This window comes from Cupriavidus sp. H18C2, assembly GCF_049393795.1.
Lineage (GTDB): Bacteria > Pseudomonadota > Gammaproteobacteria > Burkholderiales > Burkholderiaceae > Cupriavidus > Cupriavidus pauculus_C.
Window position 1 is genome coordinate 1,411,789 of sequence record NZ_CP186010.1, and the last position, 13,377, is coordinate 1,425,165.

General features: G+C 69.4%; 11 protein-coding genes. 7 read left to right on the plus strand and 4 right to left on the minus strand.

Annotation, left to right across the window (positions count from 1 at the left end):
• Positions 1 to 43 precede the first annotated feature (43 nt).
• The 4 genes from boxA to EPAKOI_RS06550 all read right to left on the minus strand — a co-directional run bounded on the left by boxA (position 44) and on the right by EPAKOI_RS06550 (position 5,568).
• Positions 44 to 1,321, minus strand: a complete 1,278-nt coding sequence (gene boxA / locus EPAKOI_RS06535) for a benzoyl-CoA 2,3-epoxidase subunit BoxA (RefSeq protein WP_423193311.1) — start codon at positions 1,319 to 1,321, stop codon at positions 44 to 46.
• A gap of 27 nt (positions 1,322 to 1,348) precedes the next feature.
• On the minus strand, positions 1,349 to 2,773 hold the full coding sequence (gene boxB, locus EPAKOI_RS06540; RefSeq protein WP_423193312.1) for a benzoyl-CoA 2,3-epoxidase subunit BoxB: 1,425 nt from the start codon (positions 2,771 to 2,773) through the stop codon (positions 1,349 to 1,351).
• A 40-nt stretch (positions 2,774 to 2,813) separates the two neighbouring features.
• The gene (gene boxC / locus EPAKOI_RS06545) at positions 2,814 to 4,496 is read right to left on the minus strand and encodes a 2,3-epoxybenzoyl-CoA dihydrolase (RefSeq protein ID WP_423193313.1); all 1,683 of its coding nucleotides are present in this window, start codon (positions 4,494 to 4,496) and stop codon (positions 2,814 to 2,816) included.
• Positions 4,497 to 4,611: 115 nt separating this feature from the next.
• On the minus strand, positions 4,612 to 5,568 hold the full coding sequence (locus tag EPAKOI_RS06550) for a helix-turn-helix transcriptional regulator (protein ID WP_124684460.1): 957 nt from the start codon (positions 5,566 to 5,568) through the stop codon (positions 4,612 to 4,614).
• Between the two features lie 264 nt (positions 5,569 to 5,832).
• On the opposite strand from EPAKOI_RS06550, the gene EPAKOI_RS06555 reads away from it, so the two are divergent.
• From EPAKOI_RS06555 to EPAKOI_RS06585, 7 genes are all read left to right on the plus strand, one after another.
• Complete coding sequence (locus EPAKOI_RS06555) at positions 5,833 to 7,509, plus strand: benzoate-CoA ligase family protein (RefSeq protein WP_423193314.1); 1,677 nt, start codon at positions 5,833 to 5,835, stop codon at positions 7,507 to 7,509.
• 33 nt (positions 7,510 to 7,542) lie between these two features.
• Positions 7,543 to 8,370, plus strand: coding sequence for an alpha/beta fold hydrolase (locus EPAKOI_RS06560; protein WP_423193315.1), 828 nt, complete (start codon positions 7,543 to 7,545; stop codon positions 8,368 to 8,370).
• 74 nt (positions 8,371 to 8,444) lie between these two features.
• Positions 8,445 to 9,662 (plus strand): ABC transporter substrate-binding protein, encoded by a 1,218-nt coding sequence (locus EPAKOI_RS06565; RefSeq protein WP_423193316.1) that lies wholly within the window; start codon positions 8,445 to 8,447, stop codon positions 9,660 to 9,662.
• Positions 9,663 to 9,773: 111 nt separating this feature from the next.
• Complete coding sequence (locus tag EPAKOI_RS06570) at positions 9,774 to 10,640, plus strand: branched-chain amino acid ABC transporter permease (protein ID WP_124684457.1); 867 nt, start codon at positions 9,774 to 9,776, stop codon at positions 10,638 to 10,640.
• 169 nt (positions 10,641 to 10,809) lie between these two features.
• Positions 10,810 to 11,889, plus strand: a complete 1,080-nt coding sequence (locus EPAKOI_RS06575; RefSeq protein WP_423193317.1) for a branched-chain amino acid ABC transporter permease — start codon at positions 10,810 to 10,812, stop codon at positions 11,887 to 11,889.
• Positions 11,886 to 12,659 carry an ABC transporter ATP-binding protein gene (locus EPAKOI_RS06580; RefSeq protein ID WP_124684455.1) on the plus strand — a complete coding sequence of 258 codons (774 nt, stop codon included), beginning with the start codon at positions 11,886 to 11,888 and terminating at the stop codon, positions 12,657 to 12,659. Before EPAKOI_RS06575 ends, EPAKOI_RS06580 begins: the two co-directional genes overlap by 4 nt.
• Positions 12,656 to 13,372: an ABC transporter ATP-binding protein gene (locus EPAKOI_RS06585; RefSeq protein WP_124684454.1), complete on the plus strand. Its 717-nt coding sequence runs from the start codon at positions 12,656 to 12,658 to the stop codon at positions 13,370 to 13,372. The genes EPAKOI_RS06580 and EPAKOI_RS06585 overlap by 4 nt, the downstream gene beginning before the upstream one ends.
• Positions 13,373 to 13,377 lie beyond the last annotated feature (5 nt).

Genomic DNA, 13,377 nt, shown 5'->3' on the forward strand with positions numbered 1-13,377 from the left:
AAGTTGCAAATCGAGGCCGAAGGCGGCCTGCCGCACCAACGCGCTAGTAGGTTTCGATATGGAGCCGTCCTTCGGCGCGCAGCCGCGCCTCGATGGCGGGCCAGTCGTGGCCGGCGTCGGTGCAGACCTGCTGGAACGCGGCCAGCACGCCTTCCTCCATGCCCTTGAGCCCGCAGATGTAGATATAGCCGTGCGGGTCCGCCAGCAGGGTGGCGACGTCGGCGGCGGCCTCGCGGATTGCGTCCTGCACGTAGCGGCGCGGGACGTCGGGGTCGCGCGAGAACGCGAAGTGGATGTCCAGGAAGTCCTTGGGCAGCTTGAGCAGCGGGCCGAAGTAGGGCAGCTCGCGGCGGTTGCGGGCGCCGAAGAACAGCAGCCGGCGGCCGTCGAACTGCGCCATGTTGCGGCGCATCCGCTCGGTCATGGCCCGCATCGGCGCCGATCCGGTGCCGGTGCAGATCATCATCACGCTGGCTTCGCGGTGGTTCGGCATCAGGAACGTGTTGCCGAACGGGCCGGTCACCTGCACCGTGGCGCCTTTCTCCAGGTCGCACAGGAAGTTCGACGCCACGCCGCGCACGGGATTGCCGTCGTGGTCGGTGTCCACCCGCTTCACGGTCAGGGCGAGGTTGTTGTAGCCGGGCCGCTCGCTGTCGCGTGGGCTGGCCACCGAGTACATGCGGATGTAGTGCGGCCGGCCCGACGCATCGGTGCCCGGCGGGACGATGCCGATGGCCTGGCCCTCCAGCACCGGGAAGAACTGGTTGCCGAAGTCGAGCACGATGTGGTGGATGTCGCTCGACGCATCGGCCTCGGTCAGCCGGTAGTTGCCGGCCACGGTGGCGGTCAGCGGCTCGCGGATGCCGTGCAGGTTGACGTAGGGATGGGCGGCCGACCACGGCGCGCGCGGCGACGTGTGGCGGCTGGTTTCCACCTGCTGCAGTACCGGGGCCCGGCTGGCCTGCGCGGCATCGCCGATGGCCTGCCCGGCGGCATCCGCGGCCGCGTCGGCTGCCTCCGCCTCCGCCGCGGCCTCGATGGCCGATTCGCTGAGCGGCACCTCGGGCGGCAGTTCGTCCCAGCCGAACTGCGCGTCCAGCGTGTACGCCTGGCCCTTGAACATCGTGCGCCAGTTGTCGATGGCGCCGGTCGGGCAGGGCGACAGGCACGCGCCGCAGCCGTTGCAGACGTCGGCCTTGACCACGTAGTTGCGGTCGTCGTGCGTGATGGCATCGATCGGGCACGTGTCTTCGCAGGTGTTGCAGCGAATGCAGATTTCCGGATCGATCAGATGTTGCTTGATGATGTCGGCGGCGCCCATGATCGTCGGTCCCGTGTCGGTCGGTGTTCAGTTGAAGCGGACGTACTCGAAATCCACCGGCTGGCGGTTGATGCCGATGGCCGGCGGCGCGATCCAGTTGGCGAACTTGCCAGGCTCCACCACGCGGCCCATCAGCGACGCCACGAACTGGCGGTCGGCGTCGGTGGCCAGCCACTGGTCCTGGCGGGCCTGCCACTCGGCCTCGCTGATGACCTGGCCCTCGGGCGACACGTGCAGGTTGGCCAGCGAGCCGATCTTGCGGTTGAACGCCTTGTGCGGCACGGTCAGCCGGAAGTCGATGCCGGCCTTCTCGATCACCTTGTTCCAGCGCGCCACGCCGCCCATCGAATCCTTGATGTAGTCGTCGCGCAGCACCTCGTTGAGCGCGTTCAGCATCGGCACCTCGCGCTCGCCCAGCCGGCCGTCCTGGACTTCCAGGATGCGGTACACGTCGCCCTTGAGCACGTGGTCGTCGGCGCGCTTGCCTTCCTCGAAGCGGCCCTTGAGGCCGGCGCTGTAGAACGTGGCCGCGTTCGACGACTGGTCGGCGCCGAACAGGTCGATCGTCACGCTGTAGTGGAAGTTCAGGTAGCGCTGGATCGTCTCCAGGTCGATCACGCCGGCGGCGCGCACATCGGCCGGGTCGCGGATGTCGCGCTCGCGCATCACTTCGCAGGTGCGCTGGATCACGCGCGACACGCCCGATTCGCCCACGAACATATGGTGCGCTTCCTCGGTCAGCATGAAGCGCGTGGTGCGGGCCAGCGGATCGAAGCCCGACTCGGTCAGCGCGCAGAGCTGGAACTTGCCGTCGCGGTCGGTGAAGTAGGTAAACATGAAGAACGCCAGCCAGTCGGGCGTGCGTTCGTTGAAGGCGCCCAGGATGCGCGGGTTGTCCTCGTCGCCCGAGCGGCGGCCCAGCAGCGCCTCGGCTTCCTCGCGGCCGTCGCGGCCGAAGTGGCGGTGCAGCAGGTAGACCATCGCCCAGAGGTGGCGGCCTTCCTCCACATTGACCTGGAACAGGTTGCGCAGGTCGTAGAGCGACGGGGCGGTCAGGCCCAGGTGGCGCTGCTGCTCCACCGACGCCGGCTCGGTGTCGCCCTGCGTGACGATGATGCGGCGCAGGTTGGCGCGGTGCTCGCCCGGCACTTCCTGCCACGCGGCCTCGCCCTTGTGCTCGCCGAAATGGATCTTGCGCTCGGCATCGGCCGGCTGCAGGAAGATGCCCCAGCGGTAGTCGGGCATCTTGACGTGCTCGAAATGCGCCCAGCCCGACGGGTCCACGGACACCGCCGTGCGCAGGTAGACATCGAAATTGTGCGAGCCGTCCGGGCCCATGTCGCGCCACCAGTCCAGGAAGGCCGGCTGCCAGTGTTCCAGCGCACGCTGCAGCGCCCGGTCCTCCGACAGATTCACGTTGTTGGGAATCTTCTGGCTGTAATCGATGCTCATCGCGGGTCTCCTTTGGTATATGCCAGATGTGCCGGGAGGGTCAGACCCGGTCCCAGTCGAAGCGTGCCTTGTTGCCGGTGCCGAATACCTTGAGCGCGCCGTGCTCGCCGACCGCGTTCGGGCGGTTGAAGATCCAGTTCTGCCAGGCGGTCAGCCGGCCGAAGATGCGCGTTTCCATGGTTTCGTGGCCGCCGAAGCGCAGGTTGGCTTCCAGGCCCGTCAGCGCGTCGGGCGACAGGCTCGCGCGCTCCTCGATGGCGATCCGGATCTCGTCTTCCCAGTCGATGTCGTCCGGCGCGGCGGTGACCAGCCCCAGCGCCTCGGCGGCCGGGCCGTCCAGCGGCTGGCCGGCCTGCGCGCGCACCGCGGCCAGCGCGTCGGCGTCCTCGTAGAACCGGGCGGCCAGCCGGGTCAGGCCGTTCGGCATCGGATAACGGCCAAAATTGGCCGCATCGGCATAAAGGCGCGGCGCCTGGTCGGGCGAGTCGGGCAGTTGCAGCATGTAGCTGCGGTCGGCGGCAAGCGCCAGTTCCAGCAGCGTGCCGGCAAAGCACGAGCCCGGCTCGACCAGCGCGAACAGGCTGCGTGACGACACATCGAGCCGCGCCAGCGTGCGGCGCAGCATGCCGATGGTCTCCCGCACGAACCAGTGGCTCGCGTGGGCGTCCATCAGCGCGTCGGCGGCCAGTACCTGCGCGGCGTCGCCCTGGGTCTTCAGCAGCCACATGCCGATGTCGAGATGATTGGTCCGCAGCGTCAGGATGGCGTCGTCGAGTTCGCGCGCCATCTTCAGCGGCCACCACTGCGCGCCGGCCGCGACGATGCCGGCGAGGTCGGACGGCTGGCCGCCGGCCGGTCCGGCGATGGTGATGGTGGCGTGCCGGGCGGCGCGGTCGATGTCGACGCGCACGGTGTCATAGACATAGCCGGCATCGCTGGCCTGGCGCGACAGCGGCGTCAGCGGCACGCCGGTGTCTCCGGCCGGCCGGTCGCTGCCGGCCGCCAGCGCCTGCGCGCGCTCGCGCACGTGTTCGGCAAAGCGGGCCGGCTTGACCACTTCGTCCACCAGCCGCCAGTCCTTGGCGCGCTGGCCGCGCACGCCCTCGGTGGTCAGGCAGAAAATGTCGGCGTGGTCGCGCCGCACGCGGCGCTTGTCGGTCACGCGGGTCAGGCCGCCCGTGCCGGGCAGCACGCCCAGCAGCGGTACCTCGGGCAGGCTGACGGCCGACGACCGGTCGTCGATCAGCACGATCTCGTCGCAGGCCAGCGCCAGCTCGTAGCCGCCGCCGGCCGTGGTGCCGTTGCAGGCGGCGATGAACTTGATGCCGGAATGGCGGCTGGCGTCCTCGATGCCGTTGCGCGTCTCGTTGGTGAACTTGCAGAAGTTCACCTTCCACGCATGGCTGGACTTGCCCAGCATGAAGATGTTGGCGCCGGAGCAGAAGATGCGCTCCTTCATGCTGGTCAGGACGACGGTGCGCACCTCGGGGTGCTCGAAGCGGATGCGCTGCAGCGCGTCGTGCAGTTCGATGTCCACGCCCAGGTCGTACGAGTTGAGCTTCAGCGCGTAGCCGGGGCGCAGGCCGCCTTCCTCGTCCACGTTCATGGCCAGCGTGGCGACGGGGCCGTCGAACGTAAGCTGCCAGTGGCGGTAGTGGTCCGGGTGACGCTCGAAGGTCACCGGCGCGGCGGGGGATTCAATGGCGAGGTCCGTCGTCGACATGGGGGGCGTCTCCTTGATGCACTATAGTGCTATTTCATTTGCGATGAAATATAGTGCATCGTCGGAGACGATGCAAGGCCCGCCGTGCGATGGGTTGTCTGGACCGGGAGAAGGGTCAGGGGGCGGTGAGCTGCCGCAGTTGCGCCTGGAGCGCCTGGAGTGACGATGCGGCATCCTGGCCGCTGGTGTCGATGGCCACGTCGGCCCGGGCATAGAGCGGGCTGCGCGCCTGCAGGATGCGGCGCAGGTCGGTCATCGCCTCGCGATTGCCTTCCATCGGCCGCATGTCGCCCTGGGCCACCACGCGCGCCATGTGTTCCTCGGGCGACGTCCGCACCCAGACCGTCAGGCAGCGCGACAGCAGCAGGTTGAACGTGGCCGGCTCCGACACCAGGCTGCCGGGCGTGGCCAGCACCATCGTGTCGTGGTCGCGCAGCACGCGTTCGAGCGCGCGCATCTCATAGCGGCGGTAGGCGGCCTGGCCGTAGAGCGAGTGGATTTCCGACAGGCTCGCGCCCGCTTCCTGCTCGATGGCGGCATTGAGTTCGACGAAGGGCATGTCCTCGGCCGCCGCCAGCGCCCGGCCCAGCGTCGACTTGCCGGCGCCGCGCAGGCCGATCAGTGCGATGCGGCGGTGGCGCGCGTCGTGCGACTCGGCCGGCGACAGCGCGTGCTGGGCGGCCTCGCGCACGCGCGCCAGATCGCTGGCCGGTAGCTGGGCCAGCCACTGCACCAGTTGCGAGAACTCGGTGGCGCGCGGGCCGCCATGGCCGGCGGCGTGACCGTCGACCTCGGCCAGCACCACGGGCAGCGGCACGTCGAGCGCGCCGGCCACCTGCCGCAGCAGCAGCACCGACGCATTGCCGGTGCCCGTCTCCAGGTTGGCCAAATAGCGCTCGGACACATCGGCGCCCCGTGCAAGGTCCTTGCGCGACATGCCCCGCGCGGCGCGCAGCGAGCGGATTCGCTCGCCCAGGTGCGTCAGGTAGGGGTCCCGTTCGGCGGCGCGCGGCTCCGCGTGGGGCGCGGCGGGTTGGTCGGGCGTCAGGAGCGTGTCGGGGTCGCGGCGCATGCAGGCAGTCGTAGGCAGGAAGGGCGGGTCGATCGGCGCCGCATTATACGTGCAGCAAAATGCGTGGCGGCTGGCCAAGGCGGGCAACATGGCACTGCCATATAGTGCATACCCTTGCTTGCATAATAGTCGATATGAAATAAAATGCATCGTCATAACGACGGCGCAGCGCATGGCTGTCGGAACAACAAGACAAACTGCTGGAAGCCAGATCGGGCGCGCGGTGGTGCTGGCGACGTGCCGGATGGCCAGAGGAGTGGAGACATGACGCCCCCGATGACGAGCACCGCCGCTGCCGCCCCGGCAGAGTCGGCGGCGCGCCCGGCCGTATCCCAGGCATCGCCCGTGCCCGCCGGCGCGACCGATCCGGTCGTGGCCACGCTGCCGGCCCGCTACAACGCCGCCGACGACTTGCTGGCCCGCAACCTCGCGGCCGGGCGGGGCGCCAGGACCGCCTACATCGACGATGCCACCTCGCTGACCTTTGCCGCGCTCGACGACCGCTGCCGCCGCTTTGCCGGCGCGCTGCACGACGCGGGCTTCCGGCGCGAGGAGCGCGTGCTGGTCTGCGCGCTCGACACCATCGACTTTCCGACCGTCTTCCTGGGCTGCCTGCTGGCCGGCGTGGTGCCGGTGGCCGTCAACACGCTGCTGACCGTCGACGACTACGCCTACATGCTGGAGCACAGCGGCGCGCGGGCCGTGGTGGTGTCGGCCCCGCTGCGCGCGACGATGCAGGCGGCCATCGACAAGTCCGGGCTGTCCCCGGACGTGATCCTCGCGGCGCCGGGCGTGCAAGACGGTGCGGACGCCAGCGTCGCCCGCATGGTCGAGGCGGCCCGCCCGACGGCCCGCGTGGCGCCCACCGGCCCCGACGACATGGCGTTCTGGCTCTATTCGTCCGGCTCCACGGGCCGGCCCAAGGGCACGGTCCACACCCACGGCAACCTGTTCCACACGGCCGATCTCTACGCCCGGCGCGTGCTCGGCCTGCGCGATGACGACGTGGTGTTCTCGGCCGCCAAGCTGTTCTTTGCCTATGGCCTGGGCAACGCGCTGACGTTTCCGCTGTCGGTGGGGGCCACGACGGTGCTGATGGCCGAGCGCCCGACGCCGCAGGCCGTGTTCCAGCGGCTGGTTACCCATCGGCCGACCGTGTTCTGCGGCGTGCCCACGCTGTTTGCGGGCATGCTGGCGGCCGCCGACCTGCCGGCCCGGGCCAGCGTGGCGCTGCGCGTGTGCACGTCGGCCGGCGAGGCGCTGCCGCGCGATATCGGCGACCGCTTCCTGGCCCATTTCGGCTGCGACATCCTGGATGGCATCGGCTCCACTGAGATGTTGCACATCTTCCTGTCGAACCGGCCCGGCGCGGTGCGCTACGGCACCACGGGCCAGCCGGTGCCCGGCTACGAGCTGAAGCTGCTGGACGAGCGCGGCGAGCCGTGCGCGGACGGCGAGATTGGCGACCTCTATATCAAGGGGCCGACGGCGGCGCTGATGTACTGGTGCAACCGCGACAAGAGCCGCGACACGTTCGTCGGCGCGTGGACGCGCAGCGGCGACAAGTACGTCCGCGACGCCGACGGCTACTACACCTACGCGGGCCGCAGCGACGACATGCTCAAGGTTGGCGGCATCTACGTGTCCCCGTTCGAGGTGGAGGCGGCGCTGGCCCAGCACCCGGCCGTGCTGGAGGCGGCGGTGATCGGCGTGGCCGATGCCGACGAACTGGTCAAGCCCAAGGCGTTCGTCGTGCTGCGCCCGGGCCAGCAGTGGCACGACGGCATGGCGGCCGAGCTGCAGGCGTTCGTCAAGACCCGGCTAGCGCCGTACAAGTATCCGCGCCAGATCGAATGCGTGGCGGAGCTGCCGAAGACCGCCACGGGCAAGATCCAGCGTTTCCGCCTGCGCCAGCGCGAGGAAGCGGCACGGCTGTCGTAGTCCGGCAGCGCAGGGAGCAGGGGAGGGGTGGCAATGGGTGGCGACATGCTGGACGAAGTGGTGCGGATTCCGTTCGACGGGCGGCACATCGAGATCGAGTGCCAGTGGCTGCGGCCCCGGCGCGAGCGGCGGCCGCTGGTCGTCTTCCTGCACGAGGGGCTGGGATCGGTCAGCATGTGGCGCGACTTTCCGCGCCAGTTCTGCGAGGCGGGCGACTTCCGGGGGCTGGTGTTCTCGCGCTACGGCTACGGCCGGTCCACGCCGCGCCCGCTGGACGAAAAGTGGGACGTCGACTTCATGCACCGCCAGGCGCGCGAGGCGCTGCCCGCGCTGTTCGAGGCGCTGGGCATCGGGCCGGGCCGCCGCCATGGCCGGCCGTGGCTGCTGGGCCATAGCGACGGCGGGTCGATCGCGCTGATCCACGCGGCGAGCTTTCCTGACGCGGTGGACGGCCTGACCGTGCTGGCGCCGCACATCGTGGTGGAGGACCTGTCGGTGCGCAGCATCGCCACCACGCGCGACACCTTCCTGCACACCGACCTGCGCGCGCGGCTGGCGCGCCACCATGCCGACGTGGACTCGGCGTTCTGGGGCTGGAACGACATCTGGCTCGATCCGGCCTTCCGGCATTTCGACCTGCGCCCGCTGCTGGACGGCATCCGCTGCCCGGTGCTGGCCGTGCAGGGCGAGGACGACGAGTACGGCACGATGGCCCAGATCGAGGGTATCCAGCGATATGCCCCGCAGACCGTACTGCTTAAACTCGCGCGCTGTGGGCATTCGCCGCACCGCGACCAGACGGGCGCATTGACGGCGGCGACCGCGGCGTTTATAACTGCAAATACTTCAATCCTAAAATAATTGGCGACGCGGCCGATCGCCCCCGATCCGGGCCGCACGGCGCCGCTGGCTTAAGACCATCCGGAGGAGATTCCATGCATCGCATTGCATCGCGCAGGCTGCCGCACGCTCGTCGTCTTTCCGCCACCCTGGCCACCGGCACCGCCGCGGTGCTGCTGGCCGCCACCGGCCTGGCCACCGCCCAGACCGCGCCGGCCGCCGGGGGCAAGGTCAAGGTGGGGTTCATGCTGCCGTACACGGGCACCTACGCGGCGCTGGGCACGGCCATCGAGAACGGTTTCCGGATGTATGTGACGCAGCAGGGCGGCAAGCTGGGCGGGCGCGATGTGGAGTACTTCAAGGTCGACGACGAATCGGACCCGGCCAAGGCGCCCGAGAACGCCACCAAGCTGGTCAAGCGCGACCAGGTCGACGTGGTGGTCGGCACGGTCCACTCGGGCGTGCAGATGGGCATCGTCAAGGTGGCCAAGGAAAACAACACGCTGCTGATCATTCCGAACGCGGGCGTCGACGAGGCCACCGGCCCGCTGTGCGGCCCGAACATCTTCCGCACGTCGTTCTCGAACTGGCAGCCCGGCTATGCCATGGGCCACGTGCTGGCCGAGCGCGGCATGAAGAAGGTGGTCACGCTGACGTGGAAGTACGCGGCCGGCGAGCAGTCGGTCAAGGGCTTCAAGGAGGCGTTCGAGGCCAAGGGCGGCAAGGTGGTCAAGGAACTGAGCCTGCCGTTCCCGAACGTCGAGTTCCAGGCGCTGATTACCGAGGTGGCGTCGCTGAAGCCGGACGCCGTGTTCGTGTTCTTCGCCGGCGGCGGCGCGGTGAAGTTCGTCAAGGACTGGCAGGCGGCCGGGCTCAAGGACAAGATTCCGCTCTACGCTTCCGGATTCCTGACCGACGGCACGCTGGACGCCCAGGGCGCCGCCGCGCAGGGGCTGGAGACCACGCTGCACTATGCCGACGGCCTCAGCAACGCGCGCGACAAGACCTTCCGGCTCGACTACGCCAAGCTGTACAAGCTCCAGCCCGACGTGTACGCCGTGCAGGGCTACGACGCCGCGCAACTGCTGGCCGTGGGTGCCAACGCGGTCAAGGGCGACATGACGCGCAAGCCGGACATCATCAAGGCCATGGAAGCGGCCCGGGTGGACAGCCCGCGCGGCGCGTTCACGCTGTCGAAGGCGCACAACCCGGTGCAGGACTTCTACCTGCGCAAGGTGGACGGGCGTGAGAACAAGGTCAGCGGCGTGGCCGTCAAGGCGCTGGCCGATCCGGCGCGCGGCTGCCGGCTCTGACGCAGCGGGGCGCCGGCCTGGCGCCCCCGGCACCGCGCCCATCGACCCTCCCGAATTCACCGACCCCACCGACCCCCAGGACTCCCCGGACGGCAGCGCGCCGGCATCGCCATGGACATCGTCTCCTTTCTGATCCAGTGCCTGAACAGCGTGCAGTACGGCCTGCTGCTGTTCCTGGTGGCCAGCGGGCTCACGCTGATCTTCGGCATCATGGGCGTGATCAACCTGGCCCATGGCAGCTTCTACATGCTCGGCGCCTACCTGGCGTTCACGCTGGCCAGCCTGACGGGCAACCTGTTCATCGCGCTGCCGCTGGGCATCGTGCTGGCCGTGGCGTTCGGCTACGTGCTGGAATGGGCGTTCTTCAGCTACCTGTATCAGCGGGACCACCTGCAGCAGGTGCTGATGACCTACGGCCTGATCCTGGTGTTCGAGGAACTGCGCAGCATCCTGGTGGGCGACGACGTGCACGGCGTGCCGGTGCCCGCGCTGCTGGACGGCGCGCTGCCCATCGGCAACGACATGACCTATCCGGTGTACCGGCTGTTCATCTCGGCCATCTGCCTGCTGGTGGCCGGCGCGATGTACTACGTGATCCGCCGCACCCGCGTGGGCATGATGATCCGCGCGGGCGCGTCGAACCGCGAGATGGTGCAGTCGCTGGGCATCAACGTGACCGTGCTGTACCGCTTTGTGTTCGCGCTGGGCGTGGCGCTGGCCGTGCTGGCCGGGATGATCGCGTCGCCGGTGTCGTCGGTGTACCCGGGCATGGGCGGCCAGGTGCTGATCATCTGCTTTGTGGTGGTCGTGATCGGCGGCATCGGCTCGGTCAAGGGCGCGCTGGTGGCGTCGCTGCTGATCGGCTTCGTCGATACGTTCGGCAAGGTGTTCTGGCAGGACGCCGCCGGCGTGCTGGTGTACCTGCTGATGGCCGTGATCCTGCTGTGGAAGCCCCAGGGGCTGTTCAAGGCGGGGTAGGGAATGTACCGCCGGTCTGCTCCCCTCTCCCGCATCGCGGGAGAGGGGCTGGGGGAGAGGGCGCGGCGCTTCGTATGCCGACCGGTCAGGCCTGGAACCGCCAGGCCCTCTCCCCCGACCCCTCTCCCGCAAGCGGGAGAGGGGAGCACCCAATTTGACGGATATCGACATGCAATCCAACACCGAAACCCCTGAGCCGGTGGTGCCGCGGCGTCCGCCCTGGCTGGCCGCGGCCGGCTGGGTGGTCGCCTTTGGCCTGCTCTGCGCGGCGCCGATGGTGCTGACCGCCGACAGCCACAAGTACTACATCGAGCTGCTCAGCAAGGTCATGATCATGGCGATCTTCGCGCTGTCGCTGCAGTTGCTGATCGGCTACACCGGGCTGGTCAGCCTGGGCCATGCGGCCTACTTTGCGATGTCGGCCTATGCCACGGCGATGCTGGCGCCCCAGAGCGGCGCGGGCAACGGCTGGCTGCTGATGCTGGCCGGCGTGGGCGCGGCCGGGGCGCTGGCGCTGGTGGTGGGGGCGCTGGTGCTGCGCACGCGCGGCATCTACTTCATCATGGTCACGCTGGCGTTCGCGCAGATGGTCTACTTCGTGTTCCACGACACCAAGATCGCGGGCGGCAGCGACGGCACCTATATCTACTTCCGGCCCGAGTTCGGGCTGTTCTCGGAACTGCCGCTGACGGTCAACGATCCGGTGCGCTTCTACTGGCTGGTGCTGGCCGCGCTGCTGCTGACGCTGGGCCTGCTGGCGCTGCTGCTGCGGTCGCGCTTTGGCCACGCGCTGGTGGGCATCCGCCATAACGAGCAGCGCATGCGGGCGGCCGGGTTTGCCACCTATCGCTACCAGCTGGGCGCCTTTGTGGCCGGCGGCATGCTGGCCGGGCTGGCGGGATTTCTCTACGCGATCCAGTTCGGCTTTGTGAACCCCGAGATCGCGTCGTGGCACCAGTCGGGCAACGCCATGCTGATGGTGATCCTGGGCGGCGTGGGCAGCCTGGCTGGCGCCGTGCTGGGCGCGTTCTCGTTCGTGCTGCTGGCCGAATGGTTCGGGTCCCTGACCAAGCACTGGCAGTTGCTGATGGGCGGCTTCATCATCGCGGCCGTGGCGCTGCTGCCGCGCGGGCTGGTCAGCGTGCCGGCGGTGCTGCGCCACCGGTCGCCACGCCGGACGCGGCGCCCGGACGGGGCCGACGGTGGCAGCGCCGACACCGCCGCCCCGCACAGCCGGGAGGCCGTATGAACGCGCGCAACCCGGTACCGGTCATGCAGGCCGACATGCTGACGCGCCGCTTTGGCGGCCTGACCGCGGTCAACCAGGTGGACCTGTCGCTGCACCTGAACGAGATCCACGCCGTCATCGGCACCAATGGCGCGGGCAAGTCGACGCTGATCAACCTGTTGTCGGGCGAGCTGCCGCCGTCAGAGGGGCGGCTGCACCTGCAGGGCCAGGACGTCACGGGCTGGCCGCAGCCGCGGCTGGCGCGCCACGGGGTGGGGCGCAGCTACCAGCGCAACAACATCTTCCTGCCGCTGACCGTGCGCGAGAACTGCCGGCTGGCGGCCCAGTCGCGGGCGCAGCGCGCGTGGCGGCTCTGGGAGCCGGCGCAGGGCTGCCGCACCAGCCGCGCGCTGGCCGACGAGGCGCTGGAACGCGCCGGGCTGGCCCAGCATGCGAATCGCGTCGCCAGCGAACTGGCGCACGGCCAGAAGCGCCAGCTGGAAGTGGCGATGTGCCTGGCCACCGAACCCGTGGCGCTGCTGCTGGACGAACCGCTGGCCGGCATGGGCGCCGAGGAATCGGCCCGCATGCTCGACCTGCTGCGCGGGCTGCGCGAGGGCCACGCCATCCTGCTGGTCGAACACGACATGGAAGCGGTCTTCGCCGTGGCCGACCGGATCACGGTGATGGTCAACGGCACGGTCATCGCGTCGGGCGATCCGGCCGGCATCCGGGCCAACCGCGAGGTGCAACTGGCCTATCTGGGCGAGGAAGAGGAGGCCGGCGCATGAATCCCACGCCGATCATCGACGCCAGCGGGCTCAACGCCTGGTACGGGTCCAGCCACGTGCTGCGCGGCATCGACTTCCACGTCAACGCCGGCGAGACCGTGGGCCTGCTGGGCCGCAACGGCATGGGCAAGAGCACGCTGCTGCGGACGCTGCTGGGCCACGTGCGCGAGCGCGAGGGCAAGATCCACGTGGCCGGGCGCGAGATGTCGCGCGCGCGGCCGCACGAGGTGGCCCGGCTGGGTATCGCCTACGTGCCCGAGGGACGTGGCATTTTTCCGAATCTGAGCGTCCGGGAGAACCTGCTGATGGCCGCGCGGCCCGGTTGCAACGGCCGCCGGGACTGGGACGAGGCCCGCGTGCTCGACCTGTTCCCCCGGCTCAAGGAACGGCTGGGCCACGGCGGGCAGCAGTTGTCGGGCGGCGAGCAGCAGATGCTGTCGATTGGCCGGGCGCTGATGACCAACCCGGACTGCCTGATCCTGGACGAGGCCACCGAGGGCCTGGCGCCGCGCATCGTCCATGAGATCTGGAACGTGATTGCCACCGTGCGCGGCACCGGCATCGCGTCGATCGTGGTGGACCGCAACTACCGCGCCGTGCTGGCCCATGCCGACCGCGTGGTCGTGCTGGAAAAGGGGCTGGTGGTCATGGCTGGGCCCGCCGCCCAGCTGGCCGCCGCGCCGGCCGCGCTGGACCGCTACCTGGGCGTCTGAACAGG